A 19,497-nucleotide genomic window follows, 5' to 3' on the forward strand; every position below is an offset into this window, starting at 1 on the left:
GATATTCAGCCCGTCCGGCGCTTGAGGACAAGCCTTCAGAACAAGCGCAGCTTGTCGTCCTCGATGCCGCGCAGGGCGTCGTAATCCAGTACCGCGCACCCGATACCGCGATCCGTCGCGAGGACCCTCGCCTGCGGCTTGATCTCCTGCGCGGCAAAGACGCCCCGTACCGGCGCGAGATGCGGATCGCGGTTGAGCAGCTCGAGATAGCGCGTGAGCTGCTCGACGCCGTCGATCTCGCCGCGCCGCTTGATCTCCACCGCGACCGTCGCCCCGTCCGCGTCCCGGCAGAGGATGTCGACCGGCCCGATGGCCGTCGGGTACTCGCGGCGGATCAGCGTGTAGCCCTCGCCGAGCGTGTCGATCCGGTCGGCGAGCAGCTCCTGCAGATGCGCCTCCACGCCGTCCTTGATCAGGCCGGGGTCCACGCCGAGTTCGTGGGAGGAGTCGTGCAGGACCTCTTCCATGGTGATGATGAGCTTCTCGCCCGCCTTGTTGACCACGGTCCAGACGTTGTCCTCGCCCTCCTTCAAGGTGCAGGGCGGGGACATCCAGTTGAGGGGCTTGTAGGCCCGGTCGTCCGCATGGATCGAGACACTGCCGTCAGCCTTGACCAGGATGAGGCGGGGCGCGAGGGGGAGGTGGGCCGTGAGCCTGCCCGCGTAGTCCACGGAGCAGCGGGCGATGACGAGACGCATGGTCGGCAACGCTACTCGACCATGGGCGGTCCGCGCGATTCGCCCTGGAGGACCACCCGCCCGGGGGGCCCGACTTTCGGTCGTAACCGCTCAACACCCCACGGATGCACGCGATTTGACGCCGCATGTTATTGGCCGGTTGTGCGCGCATTCTCCTGGTGCGGGCAGGACACGATGTTTACCGTGGAAGCAGGAGGTCGCGGAGCGTGCACGCTGCATAGGCGGACTCCTGCCCTGTCCGTCAGCCCCCGCCCCTCGGGGGTCCGAGAGGAGAACCCATGTCGCTCGACGTCTCACCGGCGCTGTTGGAGCAGGCCGAGCGAGGCGAGGTCGATGAAGCCGCCTTTGTCGACTGCGTCCGGAACTCCCTGCCCTATGCGTGGGAGATGATCAGCTCACTGGTGGCCCGGCTGAAGGTCGACGGCGGAGAGTTCGCCGACAACCAGACGCCGCCGCCGGACGAGCAGGCGCGCGGGCAGCTGCTGCGCGCGCTCGCGAGTGACGCGATACGCGGCTCGCTCGAACGGCACTTCGGGGTGCGCCTCGCATTCCAGAACTGCCATCGGGTCGCCGTCTTCCCACTCGGTTCCGAGGCCGATGATCGGCTGTCCCGGTTCACCTCGATCCGTGGCCAGCTGCTCAACCAGTCGCCGGAACTCCGGGACTGCTGAGGTCTGTTGCTGCCGCCCCGTACGCGGGAGGTGTGTTGTCCGGGGCGGCAGCCCTCCGCGCGGCCACGGCGCCGGTGAGCAGCGCGCCGGGAACGCGGACTCAGTGCGCGGGGAGTCGGGGCAGTACGTCCGACCCCATGCGCCGTACGTTCTCCTCGGTGGCCGTGAGGTCGCCGGAGCCCTCCATGAGCAGTGCGAAGCGGGTGATGCCCGTGCGCTCGGCAGTCGCCGCCAGGCGGTCCGCGCACTGGCGGGGTGTGCCCACCGGGTGCAGTCCGCAGAGCAGTTCCGTGTACGCCGCGGGGTCGCGCATCCTGCGCAGCCGGCCGTCCACCGTCACATGGGCGTCGAGACCCTGCTTCAGCCAGCCCGGCATCGCCTTCATCAGCGTCTCCGCCGCATCACTGCGCCGGTCCCCGACCTGGGCCACGCCCGCCGACACATGGCCGGCCGCGGCGACATCCTCCGGCGGATGCCCGGCCGCCCGAGCGCAGCGCCGCCACAGGCCGACCATGTCCGCCTTCTCCTCGTCCCCGACGTGCATGCCGAGCAGCATCGGAACGCCGCGCTCCGCGGCCGTCCTGACACTCGCGGGCGAGGTGCACGCGACCAGCACCTCGGGCGCCTCGGGACCGCTGAGCAGCTCGTCGGGCCGCGGCACCACCGCCACCTCGCGGAAGGCGAAGCGCTCGCCGTCCGCCGCCACCCGGGGCTCCCTGAGCCAGCGCAGCAGCAGATCGAGCGATTCGGTGAACCCGCTCTCGTACGCCTCGAGTCCGCTGCCGAAGACCTCCAGATCGACCCACGGTCCGCCGCGGCCGACGCCGAGCGAGAACCGGCCGCCGCTGGTGACATGCAGCAGCGCCGCCTGCTCGCCGACCGTGACCGGATGCTGGGTGGGCAGCACGCTCACCGCTGTGCCGACCCGGATCCGGCGGGTGCGGCCGAGCAGCAGCGCGGCCAGTGTGGTGGCCGACGGGCACACGCCGTACGGCACGAAGTGGTGCTCGGCCAGCCAGACCGCGTCGAGCCCGGCCTCTTCCGCCACTTCCGTGGTACGGACGGCCCGGTGCAGCGCTTCCCCTTGGCCCTGGCCCGGGAACTGTGCGGCCAGTACGAAACTTCCCACGCGCATCGAGACTCCTGATTCTTCGGCGCCGACGCGGCCTCCCCTGCAGGCAATAACGCGTGACACGTGCCAAAGGCACGGCTTGGCAAGCAGGTTGGCCCATTTTCCGATGAGTGACGCGCGTCGGCAGTCTCGGTGCCGCAGGGGTACGCGTCTGGGTGACGTGTACCCGCAGTCGCGCCGCGTAGGCTGGACGGCATTCACCTGAACCGCATCCGCCCGCACAGCAACTGCCCGTACCGCATCCATCCGTCCCCCGGACAGCCCGAGAGGTGTGCCGTGTCCCCGCGCCGAAACCGACCGAAGGCCGCCGGCTCAGCCGGCCGAGCGGGGGAGGAGGAGCGCGGCAGCCGTTACGGCGGGCATCAGCACACGGAGAGCTGGCAGGGCGAGGAGTTCAGCGTCCGGCATGTGGCGGGGGCGAGCAGCGCGGGCAAGACGTACCGCTGCCCCGGATGCGATCAGGAGATTCCCTCGGGGGTGGCCCATGTGGTCGCCTGGCCCGAGTTCGGCGGCGGGGTCGAGGACCGCAGGCACTGGCACAAGGCCTGCTGGAACGCGCGGGACCGCCGCACCACGCGGGTGCAGCGGTCCCGTAACGCGCCGAGGTTCTGAGGGGCGCCGGCGGCCCGGCGGTCAGACGTCCCGTGCCTCGAGCCGGATGAAGGCGCCGACGATCGCGGCGGCCGTGACGCCGATGAGCAGCCACAGCTGGGAGGTGCCGCCGGTACCGCCGTCGATCTCGAAGATCTTGGACAGCGAGTTCGGCGCGTTGTAGTCGAGCATCTTCTCGCCGATCGGGCGCATCGACTCGGAGATCATCAGGAACGCCGGCAGGATCGCCGGCACCAGGACCAGGCCCAGCATGGCGGTGATCGCCCCCGCCGAGTGCCGCAGCAACGCGCCCACGGCGAGCGCGAGTACACCGAGCAGCGAGACGTACAGGGAGCCCTTCAGGAGCGTGCCGCCCATCGGCGCCGCCTCCACCGAGCCGTCCTCGTGCATCCCCGAGGTGATCAGGCCGACCAGGCCGATCGCGCAGAACGACACCACGTACGCCACCAGGAAGAAGATCAGGAACTTCGCGGCGAGCACCCGGTGCCGCTGCGGCGAGGCCGTCATCGTCGTACGGATCATGCCGGTGCCGTACTCGGAGGAGACCACCAGGACGCCGAGCGTGATGAGGCAGATCTGGCCGAGGATGAGACCGAAGAAGGCAGGCAGGGTGTACGGGACGTCGGCGTAGTCCCTGGGCTCGGTGTTCGCCGCGATGGCCAGGCCGGTGCCGATCACCAGGAGCAGGAAGATGCCGAGCGTCCACATCGTCGAGCGGACGGAACGGATCTTCGTCCACTCCGAGGCGAGTGCGTTCCCCAGGTGGGTGCGCTTGATCGGGATCGGCGAGGTGTAGGCGGCGCCCGGCAGACCCTGCCACTTCCCGGACGGGTCGGCCTGCTGCGGTGCGCCCTGCGGGGGCACGGGCGCGGGTGCCTGCTGCGGGTGCGGCGTGCTCATCGGGAGTCCTCGTTGTCCGTGTGCGGGGTCGGGGCGGGGGCCTGCGCGGGCGCGGCGGGCGCCTGCTGTGCGTACGGGTTGGGGCCCGCGGGAGCGCCGCCGTACGGCCCGCCAGGGGCGCCCTGCGGCATGCCGAACGGCTGACCGCCCTGCTGCGGCGGCGGGGGCGCGTACCAACCGGGCTGGTCCTGACCCGGCATCGGCGGCGCGAACTGGTCGGGCGCCCCGGCCGGCAGCTGCTGCTGCAGACCGGCGCGCTGGTCGATGGTCGAGCGGTAGTCGACGGCGCCCTGGGTCATCCGCATGTACGCCTCCTCGAGCGAGGCCTGGTGCGGGGACAGCTCCCACAGGCGGACGCTCGCACCGTGCGCGACATCGCTGATGCGGGGGAGCGGAAGGCCGGTGACCCGGAGCGCGCCGTCCTGCTCGGGCAGCACCTGGCCGCCGGCCTCGGTGAGCGCGGCCGTCAGCTTCTCGCGCTGCTGGGGATCGGTGTCCGGGGTGCGGACCCGGGCGAAGTCCGCGGAATTGGCCGAGATGAAGTCCTTGACGCTCATATCGGCGAGCAGCTGGCCGCGGCCGATCACGATCAAGTGCTCGGCGGTGAGGGCCATTTCGCTCATCAGGTGCGAGGAGACGAAGACCGTACGGCCCTCCGCCGCGAGCTGCTTCATCAGATTGCGGACCCAGAGGATGCCCTCCGGGTCGAGGCCGTTGACCGGCTCGTCGAAGAGCAGCACCTGCGGGTCGCCGAGCAGCGCGGAGGCGATGCCGAGCCGCTGGCCCATGCCGAGCGAGAAGCCCTTGGAGCGCTTCTTCGCCACGTCCTGCAGGCCGACCACGCCGAGCACCTCGTCCACCCGGCGGGCCGGGATGCCGGACAGCTGAGCCAGGCAGAGCAGGTGATTGCGCGCGTGCCGGCCACCGTGCACGGCCTTGGCGTCGAGCAGCGCGCCGACGTGCCGGGGGGCGTTCGGAAGCTTGCGGTAGGGATGACCGGCGATGGTCACATGGCCGGCGGAGGGGTTGTCGAGGCCGAGGATCATGCGCATCGTCGTCGACTTGCCCGAGCCGTTCGGCCCGAGGAATCCGGTGACGGTGCCGGGCCGCACCTGGAAGGAAAGGTTGTACACGGCCGTCTTGGCGCCGTAGCGCTTCGTCAGGCCGACTGCCTCGATCATGCTCCGCACCCATCGACAGGTCATTGACGTCGGGGCACCAGCACACACGCCCCCGTGAGGGCTAAGAGGATATCCACGCCTTGACGGTTCCAGGCAAACGCGAGCGGGTGCGCTCCGGCGTCCGCAGCATTCCCGCAGGCCTCGTTCGCACCATTCCCGCAGGCCTCAGGCGTCCCGCTTCTTCAGCAGCACATATCCGCCGATCAGCGCCGCGACCACCCACAGGGCCATGATTCCGAAACCGCCCCACGGCCCGTACGGGGTGTCGTCGTCCACCGGGCTGACCACTTCCATGATCTTCAGTCCCGCCTGGTCCGGCAGGAACTGCCCGATCTTCTCGGTGGCCGAGACATTTCCGAGGATGTTGGAGATCAGGAAGAAGAACGGCATCAGAATGCCGAGCGACAGCATCGGACTGCGCAGCATGGCCGCGACACCCATCGAGAACACCGCGATCAGCGTCATGTAGAGACCGGCCCCGATCACCGCGCGCAGCACCCCCGCGTCACCGATCGACGCCTTGTGCTCGCCCATCACGGACTGCCCCGCGAAGAACGCGATGAAGGCGGTGATCAGGCCGACCACCAGGGCGAGCAGCGTGGCCACCGCGATCTTGCAGAACAGGAAGGTGCCGCGCTGCGGTACGGCGGACAGCGAGGTGCGGATCATCCCGGTGCTGTACTCGTTCGCGACCACGAGCACCCCGAAGACGATCATGGCGAGCTGGCCGAGGCCCATCCCGGCGAAGCTGATCGCCGTGGCGTCGAAGCCCATCCGGTCCTTCGCGCCGAGATTGTCGAAGTCGTTCGAGGCGAGCCAGCTGATCAGGATGCCGAGCCCGATCGAGACGACCACGGCGAGTCCCAGCGTCCACACCGTCGACGAGACCGACCGGATCTTCGTCCACTCCGAGCGGAGCACCTGTGTCGCAGCCATCCGTCAGGCTCCCTCGTTCTTGCGCGCCTGCTGCTGATTCCACTGCTCGCCCCAGCCGGGCGCCGGGCCGCTCACGCCGCCGGACGGTGCGCCGGGGCCGGCTCCCGGCGGCGAGGACGCCGGATCCGAATGCGCGTGGTACTCCACGGACTCCGCGGTGAGCTGCATGAAGGCCTCCTCCAGGGAAGCCTGTTGCGGGCTCAGCTCGTGCAGTACGAGCCCGGCGCCCGCGGCGAGTTCACCGAGCCGGTCGGCGCCGACGCCGTCCACCTCGAGCGTGCCGTTGCCCGCCTCCACCACGGTGATCCCGGCCTCGTGCAGCACGTCCCGCAGCCGCTCCTGCTGCGGCGAGCGCAGCCGTACGTAACTGCGCGAATTGGCGCGGATGAAGTCGGCCATCGAGGTGTCCGCGAGCAGCCTGCCCTGGCCGATGACCACCAGATGGTCGGCGGTCAGGGCCATTTCGCTCATCAGATGCGAGGAGACGAAGACGGTACGGCCCTGGGCGGCGAGCCCTTTCATCAGATTGCGGATCCAGTGGATGCCCTCGGGGTCGAGGCCGTTCACCGGCTCGTCGAACATCAGGATCTGCGGGTCGCCGAGCAGTGCGCCGGCGATGCCGAGCCGCTGCCCCATGCCGAGCGAGAAGCCCTTGGCCTTCTTCCCGGCGACCGCCGTCAGGCCGACCGTGTCGAGGACCTCGTGCACACGCGCCCGCGGGATGCCGTTCGACTGGGCGAGGCACAGCAGGTGGTTGAAGGCGCTGCGGCCGCCGTGCATCGCCTTCGCGTCGAGCAGCGCACCGATGTACGTCATCGGGTCCTTCAGCTGGTCGTAGTGCAGACCGTCGATCCGCACATCACCCGCGGTGGGGTGATCGAGGCCGAGCAGCATCCGCATCGTCGTCGACTTGCCCGCGCCGTTCGGACCGAGGAAGCCGGTGACGATGCCCGGGCGGACCGTGAAGGTCAGCCGGTCGACGGCGACCTTCTCGCCGTATCGCTTGGTCAGGCCCGCGAGCTCGATCATGCGGACCACGCTAGAACGGGACAAACTGCCCCGCCACCGGGGCCGGATGCCCGCGACCCCCACCCCTGGACACGCGAGAGCCCCGCACCGCCGAAGCGGTACGGGGCTCGGGCGACCCGATGAGGGAACGTCAGCGCGTCTGCTGAGCCGGCACCCCGTGCGAGGCGGCCGCCTCGTCCTCGGCGGGCTGGCCCGCGGCGGCGACCGCGGCACCCGTCAGGGTCGCCAGCATCTCCCGGACGTTCGTCAGCTGGGCGTTGATCGAGTCGCGGCGGTTCGTCAGCGCCGCGAGCTCGCGCTCGGACTCGCTGCGGATCCGGTCCGCCTTGGCGTTCGCGTCCGCCACGATGTCCTCGGCCTGGCGCTGCGCGGTCTCCACCGTCTGGCGGGCGCGGCGCTCGGCGTCGGTGCGCAGCTTCTCGGCCTCGAGACGCAGCTGCTCCGCGCGGTGCTCGATCTCCGCGAGACGCTTCTCCGCCTTCGCCTGACGGGAGGCCAGGTCCCGCTCGGACTGCTCGCGGCGCTTGGCCAGATTGGTCTCGAAGTCCGCCGCTGCCTGGGCGGCCTTGGCGCGGGTGTCCTCGAAGAGCGCGTCCGCCTCCTCGCGCTTGGACTGCGCGTCCTTCTGCGCCTCGGCACGCAGCGCGGACGCCTCGCCCTTGGCCTGCTCGACGATCCGGGCGCCCTCGTCCTCCGCCTTCGCCTTGCGCTCGGAGGCGAACGCCTCCGCGTCGTTGCGCACCTGCTGGGCGGCGGACTCGGCGAGCTCGCGGTGCTGCTCGGAGGCGCGACGGGCCTCCTCGCGCAGGTCCTTGGCCTCTTCCTCGGCGAGGCGGAGGATCTTCTCCACCCGGGCACCGAGACCGGCGTACGACGGCTCGGCGTCGTCCACCTGCGCCTGTGCGTTCTGTGTCTCGAGGTGGAGTTCCTCGATGCGCTTTTCCAGAGCGGTGATACGGGACAGTGCGCTGTCACGGTCGGAGACGAGCTTGGAGATACGTTCGTCCACCTGAGCGCGGTCGTACCCACGCCGCACAAGCTCGAAGCCGTAGGGGGAAGTGTCGCTCATGGGGTTCCTGTCGAATGAGACCGGTGAGGTGAAGGGGGGTGTTCTGAAAGCCCCGGGCGCCGCGGGTGCCGTACGGGACTTTCAAAGCACCCCCCGAGGGGAATCCTAGGGGGCATTGCGGCGTGTCATCGAGCAGTTGCTCTTTTGATCTGGAGAATGACACCCCTTTTGAGTGGCGAACCCGCGGACCGCTTGCACGTGCCCGGGTCAAACCCCTTGCCTAGCCCACTCATTGACTGCCGCGTCACGATTCGGAGGACTTACCACTCGAACGAGTCGCTCCGGCCGACGCCCCCGCCTTGACCGCGCCGTCCTTGCCACCGCTGCCGTTGCCCCCGGCACCGGCGCCGGGTGTCTCGAAGGACTCGAGAGCCTCCAACACGTCCTGCACGCGGGAGATCTCGGCATTGATGTCCTCGCGCCGGCGCACCAGGACATCGAGCTCCTTCTGCCCCTCGTCGACCAGACGCTTCGCCTCGGCCTCGGCCTCCGACGTCAGACGCTCCGCCTCGCGCTGCGCCTCCGTCTTCTTCTGCTCGGCCTCCTTGAGCAGCGCCTCGGCCTTGCGCACCGCGGCGATCCGGACCTTGCCCGCCTCCGTATTGGCCTCGGCGAGACGCTCCTTGGCCTCCGCCTCCGCCTCGGCCCGCTGCTCCTCGGCCGCCTTCACCAGCGCATCGCAGCGCTCGCCCGCCGACTTCATGGCCTCCGCCGACTCCCGGCGGGCCCGCTCGTGCAGCTCCTCGATCTCACCCGTGATCCGATCCCGCAGCTCCTCGGCCCGCTCCCGGATCGCCGTGGCGTCCCGGCGGGCACCCACAAGCAGATCGTCCGCATCCGTACGGGCCTGCTCCACCAGGGAGTTGCCCTCCACGGTGGCCTCGGAGACCAGGCGCTCCGCCTCGCCGCGGGCCACCCCGACCATGGTGTCGGCCTGCTGCTCGGCCTCCGTGGTCGTCTCGAGCGCCTTCTCCCGGGCCTTCTCCGTCAGCTGCTCCGCCTCCGCGGTGGCCTCCGACACCAGCCGGTCGACCTGCTCCGCGGCCTCCGTGCGCCGCTTGCCCGCTTCCTTCCTGGCCTCGTCGAGCAGCCGGTCGGCCTCGGCCTGCGCCTCGCTGCGCAGCCGCTCCGCCTCCGCCGCCGCGTCCGCCTTCAGCTGCTCGGCCGCGGACCGGGTGCGCTCCGCGTGCTGCTGAGCCGAACCGACCGTGTCGGCCGCCTCGGCCCGCAGCCGCTCCGCCTCACTCGTCGCCTCACCGATCAACTGGTCGGCCTGGGTGGCCGCATCGGTCCTGATCCGGTTCGCGTCCTCGCGGGCATCCGCCCGGGTACGCGTCGCGTCCTGCTCGGCCGCGGCGACCCGCTCGGAGGCCTCTGTACGGGCCCGCTGCGACTGCTCGGTGGCCTCCGCGCGCAGCCGCTCCGACTCGGTGATCGCCTCCGAAAGAGTGCGCTCCGCAAGGGACTTGGCGGCCTCGGTCTCCTCCTGCGCCTCGCTCCTGAGCCGGGACGCGTCCTCCGACGCCCGCTCCCGCTCCGCATAGGCGTCGGACCTGACCCGGTCCGCCTCCTCCTGGGCCTCCTTGCGGGTGCGCTCCGCCGCGTGCTCCGCCGCCGAGCGCAGACCGGTGATCTCCTCCTGCGCCTGCTCCTGCAGACCGGACACCGCGTCCCGCACCTGCTGGGCGGTCAGTTCGGCAGCCGCCACCAGATCGCCCGCCCGCCGGTCCGCCTCCTCGACGAGCCGCTGCGCCTCCGCCTGCGCCTCGTCCACCCGCTTACGCGCCGCGGCCAGCAACTCCTCGCTCTGCTCGCGGGCGCGCTCGCGCTCCTGCTCGGCCTCGCCGCGGGCCGACTCCAGGATCTCGTCGGCCTTCGCGCGGCGCCCCGCCGCATGCTCCTGGGCCTCGGCGAGCGCCTCCGCCGCCTCCGTACCGACCCGCTCGGCCGCCGCGGCAGCCTCCGCGCGTACCCGGTCCGCGCTCTCCTGAGCCTCCGCCTTGAGCCGCTCCGCCTCCGTCACGGCCTCACTGCGCAACCGTACGGCCGTCGCCTCGCCCTCCGCACGGGACTCGGACGCCTCGGCGGCGGCCTCCGTACGCAGCCGCTCGGCCTCCTCCTCCGCCTGCGACTTGAGGGTGCGGGCCCGCTCGGCCGCCTCCGTGCGCTGGCGCTCCGCCTCGTCCGCGGCCTCCCGGCGCAGCCGCTCCGCCTCGCTGCGCGCGTCGTTCAGCGCGGTCTCCGCGGCGGTCAGGCGCTCCTCGGCCTCGGTGTGCAGCCGGGTCAGCTCCTCGGCCGCCTCCGCCTGACGCTGCGCTATCGCCTGCTCGGCGTCCGCACGGGTCTGCTCCGCGGCCTCCTCGGCCTGCGTCCGTACGGCCTCCGCCTGCTCGACGATCTCGTCGCGGTTCCGCTCGGCCTCCGTACGGGTCCGCTCCAGGGTCTCCTCGGCCTGCCGGCGCAGCGTCGTCGCGCGCTCGATCGCCTCGGTACGGACCCGCTCCGACTCGGTGGCCGCCGTCGTACGCAGCTCGTCGGCGTCCGCGCGCGCCTTGGAGAGGATCTCCTCGGCGCTGCTCGCCGCGCCCTCGATCTCCTTGACGACCTCGCGCCGCGCCTCGCTGCGGATCCGCTCGCCCTCGGCGACCGCCTCGGCCCTCAACTGCTCGGCCTCACCGCGCAGTCGACGGGCCTCCTCCTGCAGCTCGACCGTCTTGGCCCGGTACTCCTCGGTGTCGTCCTTGGCCGCGCCCTTGAGCTGCTCGGCCAGATCGTGCGCCTCGGCACGCAGCCGGTCGGCCTCCGCCTCGGCCTCGGAGCGCAGCCGGTCGGCCTCCTCGTTCGCCGCGCGGGTGGTCGCCTTGGCGTCCGACTGAGCCTTGTCGAGTACGTCCTCGGCGGTACGGGCGGCCGTCGACAACTGGGACGCGGTCTCCTCGGCGGTGACCGTACGGGCCTTCTCGGTGGCCTCCGCGAGTACCTGCTCGGCCTCGGCCTTGGCGTCCGCGAGGGCCTGCTTGGCCTCCTCCTTGGTGGCCTCGGCCTCCTTCGTCGCCTCCTGGACCAGGCGGGCCACCTGCTCCTTCGCCGTACGCGCCCGCTGTTCGTTCTCGCTCTCCGCGCCCGCGAGGCGCTTGGCCGCGGCCTCCTTGGCCTCGGCGACCACCTTCTCCGCCTCGGCGCGCGCCTCGCGCAGCGCCGTCTCCGCCTCGGCCATCCGCTGCTCGGCCGCCCGGCTCAGCTCCGAGGACTGGCGGCGGGCCTGGTCGGACTCGCTGGCCGTCGACGAACGCAGCTGCTCCGCGTGGTCGGTGGCCTCCTGCGCCTGGGTGGAGGCGGCGTTGAGCAGCCGCTCGGCGTCCGTGCGCGCCCGGCGCAGAATCGCCTCCGCCTCCGAACGCGCGGACTCGGCCTCGCCGCCGAGACGCCGGCGGGCCTCCTCGGTCAGCCGCTCCGCCTCCGCGCGGGCCGCGGCCAGCGCCTGGTCGGCCTCCGCTCGGGACTCGTCGAGCAGCCGGCGGGCCTGCTGTTCCGTACGGTTCCGGAGCTGCTCCGCCCATGCCACGTTCTCGTTGACGTGGGACTCGACGGTCTGGCGGCGCTCGGCCAGCTCCTGGTCGAGCTGCTGGCGCCGGGAGACGGCCTCGGAGTGCAGCTCGGCCTGCAGCCTGGCCTGTTGCTCCGCGTGCTCCTGCAGGAAACGCTGGGTCTGTGCCCGGGCCTCGCGCATCTCGCGCTCGGCGTCCGAGCGCAACTGGTCGGCCTGGATCTGGGCATTCCGCAGGAGTTGCTCGGCCTGGTAGCCGATGTCGGCCGTGTCGTAGGCAGGGCGGGACGCGAGGCTGCGGCGCGCCTCGTGGAGCTTGGCGCGCAACACCTCGACCTGGTAGCCGAGGTCCTCGGCGTGCTGGACGGCCTTCTCCCGCTCCGTCTTCAGCCGGTCCATCTCGGCCTCGAACTTCGAGAGATGGTCAGTCTCAGCCGGCCGTCGGCCCTCCTGGCGTTCGTAGCCCCGCACTGCGCGGTCCCATCCTTCCCCAAGCTCTCGACTCCGACCGAGCAGGGAAGGCCCCACTCTGTTCGAAAGTCTCGAAACGAGCTCCGCCCATCCGCCGAACGGGGCCCACCGGGGAATGGTGTCAGATCAACGGCGGGGCGTGGGCCGCTGCCCCGACCCCGATCCCGCACGCCCCCGAAAATCCGGACCCCGGCCACGGCCGAGCCCACGGGTGATCGCCCGGGCGCGCAGCCGCCCCCAACCCTACCGGCCGAAGGATCCGGAGGTCAGTGCTCCGTCGACGCATCGGCGGCCGAAATGGCGAGTTCCGTCAGTGCTCCGTCGAGCCCTTCGCCGCGGAAGTGACGAGTTCCGTCAGCACGCCGTGGCAGTCCTTGGGGTGCAGGAAGGTGATCCGCGAGCCCATCGAGCCGGTCCGCGGCTCGTCGTAGAGCACGCGTACGCCCTTGTCCTTGATGTCGGCCGCATCGGCGTCGACGTCCGCGGTGCCGAAGGCGATGTGGTGCACGCCCTCGCCGTTCTTGGCCAGCCACTTGGCGACCGTGGAGTCCTCGCGGACCGGCTCCAGGAGCTGGAGGTAGCTCGCGCCGCCGTCCGAGGTGCCGTTGATCTTCAACATGGCCTCGCGTACGCCCTGCTCCTCGTTGACCTCGGTGTGATGGACCTCGAAGCCGTACGTGGAGCGGTAGAACTCCACTGTCTTGTCCAGGTCGAAACAGGCGATCCCGATGTGGTCGATGCGCGTCAGCATCTCCCCAGTGGAGCGCCGTGGCCCCGATCACGCAACGTGCGCGCGATCACACTCATGGCCCGGTGACCGGGCAGGTACCGCTCAGTACATTGAGGTAAACCCTCGTTCACTCCTCATCCAAGGGGCCGTGCCTCAATGTCTGGAACGAACAGCACGACTTCGGTGATCGTCGCAGGGGCCCGTACGCCCATGGGACGGCTGCTCGGGTCCCTCAAGTCCTTCTCCGGCGCCGACCTCGGCGGCTTCGCGATCAAGGCGGCCCTGGACCGCGCCGGCATCGGCGGCGACCAGGTGCAGTACGTGATCATGGGCCAGGTCCTGCAGGCCGGGGCGGGGCAGATCCCGGCCAGGCAGGCCGCGGTCAAGGCGGGCATCCCGATGGGCGTCCCGGCGCTCACCGTCAACAAGGTCTGTCTCTCGGGGCTCGACGCGATCGCGCTCGCCGACCAGCTCATCCGTGCCGGTGAGTTCGACGTGGTGGTGGCCGGCGGCCAGGAGTCCATGACGAACGCCCCGCATCTGCTGCCGAACTCCCGCGCCGGCCACAAGTACGGCGCGATCGAGATGCTCGACTCGATGGCCCACGACGGGCTCACCGACTCCTTCGACGGGGTCGCGATGGGCGAGTCCACCGAGCGCCACAACACCCGGCTCGGCCTGAAGCGTGCCGAACAGGACGAGATCGGTGCGCTCTCCCACCAGCGCGCCGCGGCCGCGCAGGAGAAGGGCGTCTTCGAGGCCGAGATCACCCCCGTGGAGATCCCGCAGCGCAAGGGCGACCCGGTGCTCTTCTCCAAGGACGAGGGCATCCGGGCCGAGACCACCGCGGAGTCCCTCGGCAAGCTGCGTCCCGCCTTCGCCAAGGACGGCACGATCACCGCCGGTACGGCCTCGCAGATCTCGGACGGCGCGGCCGCCGTGGTCGTGATGAGCAAGGCCAAGGCGATCGAGCTCGGCCTCGACTGGATCGCCGAGATCGGCGCCCACGGCAATGTCGCGGGCCCCGACAACTCCCTGCAGTCGCAGCCCTCCAACGCCATACAGCACGCGCTGAAGAAGGAGGGCATCAGCGTCGGGGACCTCGACCTGATCGAGATCAACGAGGCGTTCGCCGCGGTCGCCGTGCAGTCCATGAAGGACCTCGGAGTCACCCCGGAAAAGGTGAACGTCAACGGCGGCGCGATTGCACTCGGCCACCCGATCGGCATGTCCGGCGCCCGTCTCGTACTCCACCTCGCCCTCGAACTGAAGCGGCGCGGCGGCGGTGTCGGCGCGGCGGCCCTGTGCGGGGGCGGCGGCCAGGGCGACGCGCTGATCGTCCGAGTACCGAAGGGCTGACGCCCGGGTGTCGGGGGCGGGGCCCGGCCTTGGGGTTTGTCTCGGGTCGGCGGCGGGGCCCGGGGCCCGGGGCCCGGTGTGAGTGTGCGTCCGGGCCTCGGCGCGGGCTCGGTCTTCGGCCGGGGCCCGGGTTCTGTGGGGCGGCCGGGCCCCGCCCGGTGGGCTCTGAGGCTGGGGACTGGCGTGCGCCGGGCCTCCGGGGCCGGGGTGCGTGGGTCGGCCGGGTTTCCGAGGCCGGGATCGGGTCGCGGGCCGAGGGTTGGTCGGGTTTTCCGACGTCGGGTCCGAGGGTCGGCCGGGGCGTTCGAGGCCGGGATCGGGCTCGCGCATGCGGGGCGGCCGGATCTTGTGCCCGACCGGATTCCGGGCCTGGCGGCCGGCGCCGTCCGTGAGCCGACCGGACCTCGCACCGGGGCACTCGGACTGCGGTTTCCTCGGGAGCCTCCGCGGGCGGGGGAGAGCTCGGGGGATCGGCGCCTCGAGGACTGGACCCCGGCGTCGCCCGGGTCCTCGAGGGCTCGGATCGGGGCCGGATGCGCGGGTCCGACTGGTCGCGGGGCCTGTCGGGTCTCGGTGCTGTCGGACGTTGGGGCCGGTTCGGGTCTTGCTCGGTCGCGGGTCGGGTTCGGGTCGGGTCTTGGGTCGGGTTCCGGTCTTGGGCCAAACCGGTCTCGGGGTTGGTTCGAGTGTTGGGCTGTCGGGTTTCGGGTCTTGGGTCCGGCTCGGTCTCGGATCTTGCTCGGTCTCGGGCCGGGTTCCGGTGTTGGGTCGAGTTCCGGTCCTGGGCCAAGCCTGGTCTCGGGGCCGGTTCGAGCCTTGGGCTGTCGGGTTTCGGGTCTGGCTGGGCTCATGTGTCCCGTCAGGGTTCGGGTCCGGTTCGGCTCCTGGGGCCAGGCAGGTATCGGGCCAGGCGGGTTCGGGTCTGGTTCGGTTTCGGGTCCAGGCGGGTTTCCGGTCTGGTTCGGGTCTTGGTCCTGTGGGGTTTCGGTCCAGTTCGGGTATCCCGTCCAGTCGGGTCTCGGGTCTCGGGTCTCGGGTCTCGGGTCCGGTTCGGGCTGGGGTCCGGCTCGGTTCCGGGGGACGCAAGGTGGCTGGGCCCCGCTTTCGGGTACGTGGGCCGGGGCCGTTCGGGGTGGTCGGGCTTGTGCTCGTGATGGGTGAGGCTGGGCGGGTATGCGCCTGGTGTCGGGCACGTGCGTGGTGAGTGACGGTCGGACGATCGAAGTGGAGCAGCAGTCATGCAGGACGTCCCCTCTCTGGTGGCGCAGGCGCGCGAGGGCAGGCCGCGGGCGGTGGCCCGGCTGATTTCCCTGGTCGAGGGGGCGTCGCCGCAGCTGCGCGAGGTGATGGCCGCGCTCGCTCCGCTCACCGGGAACGCCTACGTCGTCGGGCTCACCGGCTCGCCCGGTGTCGGTAAGTCGACGTCCACCTCCGCGCTGGTCTCCGCGTACCGCCGGGCCGGAAAGCGGGTCGGGGTGCTCGCGGTCGATCCCTCGTCGCCGTTCTCCGGGGGCGCGCTCCTCGGGGACCGGGTGCGGATGTCCGAGCATGCATCGGACCCCGGGGTCTACATCCGCTCCATGGCCACCCGCGGCCACCTCGGCGGGCTCGCCTGGGCGGCGCCGCAGGCGATCCGGGTCCTGGACGCGGCCGGCTGCGACGTGGTGCTCGTCGAGACCGTCGGCGTCGGCCAGTCCGAGGTGGAGATCGCCTCGCAGGCCGACACTTCGGTGGTGCTGCTCGCCCCCGGTATGGGCGACGGGATCCAGGCCGCGAAGGCCGGCATCCTCGAGATCGGCGATGTGTACGTGGTGAACAAGGCGGACCGCGACGGGGCGGACGCGACCGCCCGCGAGCTCAACCACATGCTGGGCCTCGGCGAGGCCCGCGGCCCCGGCGACTGGCGCCCGCCGATCGTCAAGACGGTCGCAGCGCGGGGCGAGGGCACGGACGAAGTCGTCGAGGCACTGGAGAAGCACCGGGCCTGGATGGACGAGCGCGGGGTGCTCGTGGAGCGGCGGACGGCGCGGGCCTCTCGTGAGGTGGAGGCGATTGCGGTGACGGCCCTGCGGGAGCGGATCGGGGATCTGCACGGGGATCGCCGCCTCTCCGCCCTGGCGGGGCGGATTGTGTCGGGTTCGCTGGATCCGTACGCTGCGGCGGATTCGCTGGTGGAGAGCCTTGTCCTTGGGGCGGACGGCGGTTGAGTTCTTCGGCCCCTCCGGCGCCGAGGCGCCTTGTCCTCAAACGCCGGACGGGCTGCAAGATGTCCTCAAACGCCGGACGGGCTGGAAGGTGCGTCGGACGGGCTGGAAGGTGCGTCGGACGGGCTGAAGGGTGTCCTCAATCGTTCGACGGGCTTGATGTGGTGCGGGCGGTGGACGGGTCGACGTGGATGCCTCGGGTCGTGTCGTTCTTCGTCAGGACCTCGACCTCCCACACGAGCTTGCGGTCGTCGTCGTCCCTGTCGTCCAGGTCGACGGAGATCACCGCTCCGGGCGTGTGCTTGAGCGCCGCGTCGATCGCGTCCTTCGCGGTCACCTTGGGCAGATCGGCATGCCGGACGTCGTCCCCGTCACGGTCCCGGCCGTCGTCGTCCCGACCGTCATCATCACGGTCGTCGTCATCGTGACGGTCGTCGTCGTGACGGTCGTCGTCGTGACGGTCACGGTCGTCCCCGCGGGACGACGAGGTCGTGGTGCCGTCGCTCGCGTCGTCGTCCGCGACGGCGAAGGCCGTGCCTCCGCCGACCAGTGCGGCGACGGCGACCGTGGCGATGACAAGGTTGCGCTTCATGAGGGTTCCTCCCCGGATCGTGGGCCGATGGGCCCTGGCTTGTCGACTGGTCCCAATCTGCCGCGCCGTCCCTGAACGCAGCCTGAAGCCACCTGAAGCCGTCTTCAGGTCCGCTCTGCGACCCTGACGGCATGCGTTTGTTGATCGTGGAGGACGAGAAGCGGCTCGCCCTGTCCCTCGCCAAGGGCCTGACGGCCGAGGGCTACGCCGTGGACGTCGTGCACGACGGGCTCGAGGGCCTGCACCAGGCCGCCCAGGCCCCGTACGACCTGATCGTCCTGGACATCATGCTGCCGGGCATGAACGGCTACCGCGTGTGCGCCGCCCTGCGTGCCGCGGGCGACGACGTGCCGATCCTGATGCTGACCGCCAAGGACGGGGAGTACGACGAGGCCGAGGGCCTGGACACCGGCGCGGACGACTATCTGACCAAGCCCTTCTCGTACGTGGTCCTGGTCGCCCGGGTGAAGGCGCTGCTGCGCCGCCGCGGTTCGGCCGGTCCCTCACCGATCCTGAATCTGCCCGGTCTGCGCCTGGACACCGCCGCCCGCCGTGCGTACCGCCTCGAGGGAGACGGCGAGTGCGAAGTGACCCTCACCGCGAAGGAGTTCGCGGTACTGGAGCAACTCGCGGTGCGGTCCGGGCAGTTGGTGTCCAAGGCGCAGATCCTGGAAGCCGTCTGGGACTTCGCCTACGACGGCGATCCGAACATCGTCGAGGTCTACATCAGCGCCCTGCGCCGCAAACTGGGCGCCGACCTGATCCGCACCGTGCGCGGCGCCGGCTACCGCCTGGAGGCCGCCCCGTGAGCCTGTGGCACCCCGTCTTCGCCTCCGTGCGCGCCAGGGCCGCCCTCGCGGCAACTGCCGTGGTGGCCGTGGCACTTGTCGTCGCGAGCGCGGCTCTGCTCCTCTCGCTGCGCACCACCCTGACGGGCCAGGCGGACTCCGACGCCGAGACGGCTGCCCGCCGCGTGGCCGCCCAGCTCGCCTCCGGCGTCTCCTACTCGAAACTCGAACTGCCCGACGGCGAGGACAGCCCCGTGCAGGTCGTGGACGGACAGGGCCGTCTGCGGGCGGCGAGCGACGATCTGGAGGCGATCAGCGGCACCGGCGTCACCGCCGTACGCCCCGGCACGGACCCCGCACAGGACCAGCAGCGCGACGACGGCGGCGACAGCGGCGGCGACGACCGCGACGACCGAGGCGACGACGGTGACGACGCCTCCGACGACCGAGACGACGATGACGACCCGGAGCCCGGCCGGATGGCCGACGAGGTGGGGCCCTCCGAGGGCTCGGCCACGGTGGACGGCGACACCGCCGACTACCGTTTCGCATCGGTGGAGTTGACCACCCGCGGCGGCGAGTCCGCGACGGTGCACGCCGGCGCCCCGCTCGCGGCGGAGCGCAGTGCCGTGCGCACCGCCGCCACCGCGATGCTGATAGGCGTGCCGCTGCTGCTCGTGGTGGTCGGCGCGGTCACCTGGCTCGTCACCCGCAGAGCGCTGCGTCCCGTCGAGGGCATCCGGCGCGAGATGGCCGCGATAACCGCCTCCGAGGACCTGTCCCGGAGGGTGCCGCAGCCGGACACGTACGACGAGGTGGCGGCGCTCGCCCGCACCACGAACGAGACCCTCGGCGCCCTGGAGACGTCCGTCGAGCGCCAGCGCCGGTTCGTCGCGGACGCCTCGCACGAGCTGCGCAGCCCCATCGCCTCGCTCCGCACTCAGCTCGAAGTGGGCGCCGCACACCCGGAGTTGCTCGACGTCCAGGGTGCGGTCGTGGACACCGTACGACTGCAGCAGCTGGCCGCCGACCTGCTGTTGCTCGCCCGCCTGGACGCGGGGGAGCGGCCGGGCCAGGAGCGGATCGCGCTGCCGGCCCTGATCCGCGAGGAGCTCTCCCAGCGGACCGGCGACCGGATCGCCGTACGCAACGAGCCGGGCGAGCCGGCCACGAGAGAGCTCGAAGTGATCGGCTCCCGGCGCCAGTTGGCCCGGATCCTCGGCAATCTGCTGGACAACGCCCAGCGGCACGCCGACAGCCGCGTCACCGTCACGACCCGGGTGGACGGCGATTTCGCCGTGCTCGGGGTCGTGGACGACGGGCCGGGCGTGCCCCTGGTCGAGCGGGAGCGGGTCTTCGAGCGGTTCGTGCGACTGGACGACGCCAGGAGCCGGGACGACGGTGGCGCCGGTCTGGGCCTGGCCATCGCCCGGGATGTCGCGGAGCGGCACAGCGGCCGCCTGACGGTCGGCGGGTCGGCGGACGGCGGTGCACTCTTCGAGCTGTGGCTGCCCCGGTGCCCGGACGGTGGTCCGCGGTACGGCAGCCCCAGTGGGCACGCGCCCTGAGTCAGCTGCC

16 protein-coding genes are annotated in these 19,497 nt (G+C 71.4%); 6 read left to right on the forward strand and 10 right to left on the reverse strand.

Annotation, left to right across the window (positions count from 1 at the left end; all coding sequences use genetic code 11):
• Window positions 1-35: 35 nt before the first annotated feature.
• The gene (gene nucS / locus DY218_RS23065; RefSeq protein ID WP_199566832.1) at window positions 36-698 is read right to left on the reverse strand and encodes an endonuclease NucS; all 663 of its coding nucleotides are present in this window, start codon (window positions 696-698) and stop codon (window positions 36-38) included.
• A 278-nt stretch (window positions 699-976) separates the two neighbouring features.
• On the opposite strand from nucS, the gene DY218_RS23070 reads away from it, so the two are divergent.
• Window positions 977-1,369, forward strand: a complete 393-nt coding sequence (locus DY218_RS23070) for an SCO5389 family protein (RefSeq protein ID WP_128558052.1) — start codon at window positions 977-979, stop codon at window positions 1,367-1,369.
• Window positions 1,370-1,469: 100 nt separating this feature from the next.
• Here DY218_RS23070 and DY218_RS23075 read toward each other — a convergent pair whose 3' ends face one another.
• Window positions 1,470-2,504 carry an LLM class flavin-dependent oxidoreductase gene (locus DY218_RS23075; RefSeq protein WP_128558053.1) on the reverse strand — a complete coding sequence of 345 codons (1,035 nt, stop codon included), beginning with the start codon at window positions 2,502-2,504 and terminating at the stop codon, window positions 1,470-1,472.
• A gap of 273 nt (window positions 2,505-2,777) precedes the next feature.
• On the opposite strand from DY218_RS23075, the gene DY218_RS23080 reads away from it, so the two are divergent.
• The gene (locus DY218_RS23080) at window positions 2,778-3,113 is read left to right on the forward strand and encodes an ATP/GTP-binding protein (RefSeq protein ID WP_128558054.1); all 336 of its coding nucleotides are present in this window, start codon (window positions 2,778-2,780) and stop codon (window positions 3,111-3,113) included.
• 21 nt (window positions 3,114-3,134) lie between these two features.
• Here DY218_RS23080 and DY218_RS23085 read toward each other — a convergent pair whose 3' ends face one another.
• The 7 genes from DY218_RS23085 to mce all read right to left on the reverse strand — a co-directional run bounded on the left by DY218_RS23085 (window position 3,135) and on the right by mce (window position 12,997).
• Window positions 3,135-4,013 (reverse strand): ABC transporter permease, encoded by an 879-nt coding sequence (locus DY218_RS23085; RefSeq protein ID WP_233521830.1) that lies wholly within the window; start codon window positions 4,011-4,013, stop codon window positions 3,135-3,137.
• The gene (locus tag DY218_RS23090) at window positions 4,010-5,194 is read right to left on the reverse strand and encodes an ABC transporter ATP-binding protein (protein WP_128558055.1); all 1,185 of its coding nucleotides are present in this window, start codon (window positions 5,192-5,194) and stop codon (window positions 4,010-4,012) included. Before DY218_RS23090 ends, DY218_RS23085 begins: the two co-directional genes overlap by 4 nt.
• A 165-nt stretch (window positions 5,195-5,359) precedes the next feature.
• On the reverse strand, window positions 5,360-6,130 hold the full coding sequence (locus DY218_RS23095; protein ID WP_128558056.1) for an ABC transporter permease: 771 nt from the start codon (window positions 6,128-6,130) through the stop codon (window positions 5,360-5,362).
• A 3-nt stretch (window positions 6,131-6,133) separates the two neighbouring features.
• A complete protein-coding gene (locus DY218_RS23100) occupies window positions 6,134-7,159 on the reverse strand; it encodes an ATP-binding cassette domain-containing protein (protein ID WP_233521832.1) in 1,026 nt (341 codons plus the stop codon).
• A 130-nt stretch (window positions 7,160-7,289) separates the two neighbouring features.
• Window positions 7,290-8,228, reverse strand: coding sequence for a coiled-coil domain-containing protein (locus tag DY218_RS23105; RefSeq protein WP_128558057.1), 939 nt, complete (start codon window positions 8,226-8,228; stop codon window positions 7,290-7,292).
• Between the two features lie 244 nt (window positions 8,229-8,472).
• A complete protein-coding gene (gene scy / locus DY218_RS23110; RefSeq protein ID WP_128558058.1) occupies window positions 8,473-12,246 on the reverse strand; it encodes a polarized growth protein Scy in 3,774 nt (1,257 codons plus the stop codon).
• 310 nt (window positions 12,247-12,556) lie between these two features.
• Entirely contained in the window at window positions 12,557-12,997 is a 441-nt protein-coding gene (gene mce, locus DY218_RS23115) for a methylmalonyl-CoA epimerase (protein ID WP_128558059.1), read from the reverse strand.
• 135 nt (window positions 12,998-13,132) lie between these two features.
• Here mce and DY218_RS23120 point away from each other — a divergent pair, with 135 nt between their 5' ends.
• Both DY218_RS23120 and meaB read left to right on the forward strand, forming a co-directional pair.
• Window positions 13,133-14,335, forward strand: coding sequence for an acetyl-CoA C-acetyltransferase (locus DY218_RS23120; RefSeq protein WP_128558060.1), 1,203 nt, complete (start codon window positions 13,133-13,135; stop codon window positions 14,333-14,335).
• 1,238 nt (window positions 14,336-15,573) lie between these two features.
• Window positions 15,574-16,542 (forward strand): methylmalonyl Co-A mutase-associated GTPase MeaB, encoded by a 969-nt coding sequence (gene meaB / locus DY218_RS23125; protein ID WP_128558061.1) that lies wholly within the window; start codon window positions 15,574-15,576, stop codon window positions 16,540-16,542.
• A gap of 136 nt (window positions 16,543-16,678) precedes the next feature.
• Here the strand turns inward: meaB and DY218_RS23130 are convergent, their stop codons facing one another.
• The gene (locus tag DY218_RS23130) at window positions 16,679-17,131 is read right to left on the reverse strand and encodes a PepSY domain-containing protein (RefSeq protein WP_128558062.1); all 453 of its coding nucleotides are present in this window, start codon (window positions 17,129-17,131) and stop codon (window positions 16,679-16,681) included.
• A 131-nt stretch (window positions 17,132-17,262) separates the two neighbouring features.
• On the opposite strand from DY218_RS23130, the gene DY218_RS23135 reads away from it, so the two are divergent.
• Window positions 17,263-17,940 carry a response regulator transcription factor gene (locus DY218_RS23135; protein WP_128558063.1) on the forward strand — a complete coding sequence of 226 codons (678 nt, stop codon included), beginning with the start codon at window positions 17,263-17,265 and terminating at the stop codon, window positions 17,938-17,940.
• On the forward strand, window positions 17,937-19,487 hold the full coding sequence (locus tag DY218_RS23140; RefSeq protein WP_233521834.1) for a sensor histidine kinase: 1,551 nt from the start codon (window positions 17,937-17,939) through the stop codon (window positions 19,485-19,487). Before DY218_RS23135 ends, DY218_RS23140 begins: the two co-directional genes overlap by 4 nt.
• The last annotated feature ends 10 nt before the right edge of the window (window positions 19,488-19,497 follow it).

This window comes from Streptomyces triticagri (assembly GCF_003429565.1).
Classification (GTDB): Bacteria; Actinomycetota; Actinomycetes; order Streptomycetales; family Streptomycetaceae; genus Streptomyces; species Streptomyces triticagri.

What these genes read in the sequence shown, in the direction of transcription:
- DY218_RS23120 (WP_128558060.1), top strand. Translation starts at nt 13,133, where the DNA reads ATGTCTGGAACGAACAGCACGACTTCGGTGATCGTCGCAGGGGCCCGT.
- DY218_RS23090 (WP_128558055.1), bottom strand. Translation starts at nt 5,194, where the DNA reads ATGATCGAGGCAGTCGGCCTGACGAAGCGCTACGGCGCCAAGACGGCC.
- DY218_RS23070 (WP_128558052.1), top strand. Translation starts at nt 977, where the DNA reads ATGTCGCTCGACGTCTCACCGGCGCTGTTGGAGCAGGCCGAGCGAGGC.
- nucS (WP_199566832.1), bottom strand. Translation starts at nt 698, where the DNA reads ATGCGTCTCGTCATCGCCCGCTGCTCCGTGGACTACGCGGGCAGGCTC.
- DY218_RS23095 (WP_128558056.1), bottom strand. Translation starts at nt 6,130, where the DNA reads ATGGCTGCGACACAGGTGCTCCGCTCGGAGTGGACGAAGATCCGGTCG.
- meaB (WP_128558061.1), top strand. Translation starts at nt 15,574, where the DNA reads ATGCAGGACGTCCCCTCTCTGGTGGCGCAGGCGCGCGAGGGCAGGCCG.
- DY218_RS23105 (WP_128558057.1), bottom strand. Translation starts at nt 8,228, where the DNA reads ATGAGCGACACTTCCCCCTACGGCTTCGAGCTTGTGCGGCGTGGGTAC.
- DY218_RS23130 (WP_128558062.1), bottom strand. Translation starts at nt 17,131, where the DNA reads ATGAAGCGCAACCTTGTCATCGCCACGGTCGCCGTCGCCGCACTGGTC.
- DY218_RS23135 (WP_128558063.1), top strand. Translation starts at nt 17,263, where the DNA reads ATGCGTTTGTTGATCGTGGAGGACGAGAAGCGGCTCGCCCTGTCCCTC.
- DY218_RS23075 (WP_128558053.1), bottom strand. Translation starts at nt 2,504, where the DNA reads ATGCGCGTGGGAAGTTTCGTACTGGCCGCACAGTTCCCGGGCCAGGGC.
- DY218_RS23085 (WP_233521830.1), bottom strand. Translation starts at nt 4,013, where the DNA reads ATGAGCACGCCGCACCCGCAGCAGGCACCCGCGCCCGTGCCCCCGCAG.
- DY218_RS23100 (WP_233521832.1), bottom strand. Translation starts at nt 7,159, where the DNA reads ATGATCGAGCTCGCGGGCCTGACCAAGCGATACGGCGAGAAGGTCGCC.
- mce (WP_128558059.1), bottom strand. Translation starts at nt 12,997, where the DNA reads ATGCTGACGCGCATCGACCACATCGGGATCGCCTGTTTCGACCTGGAC.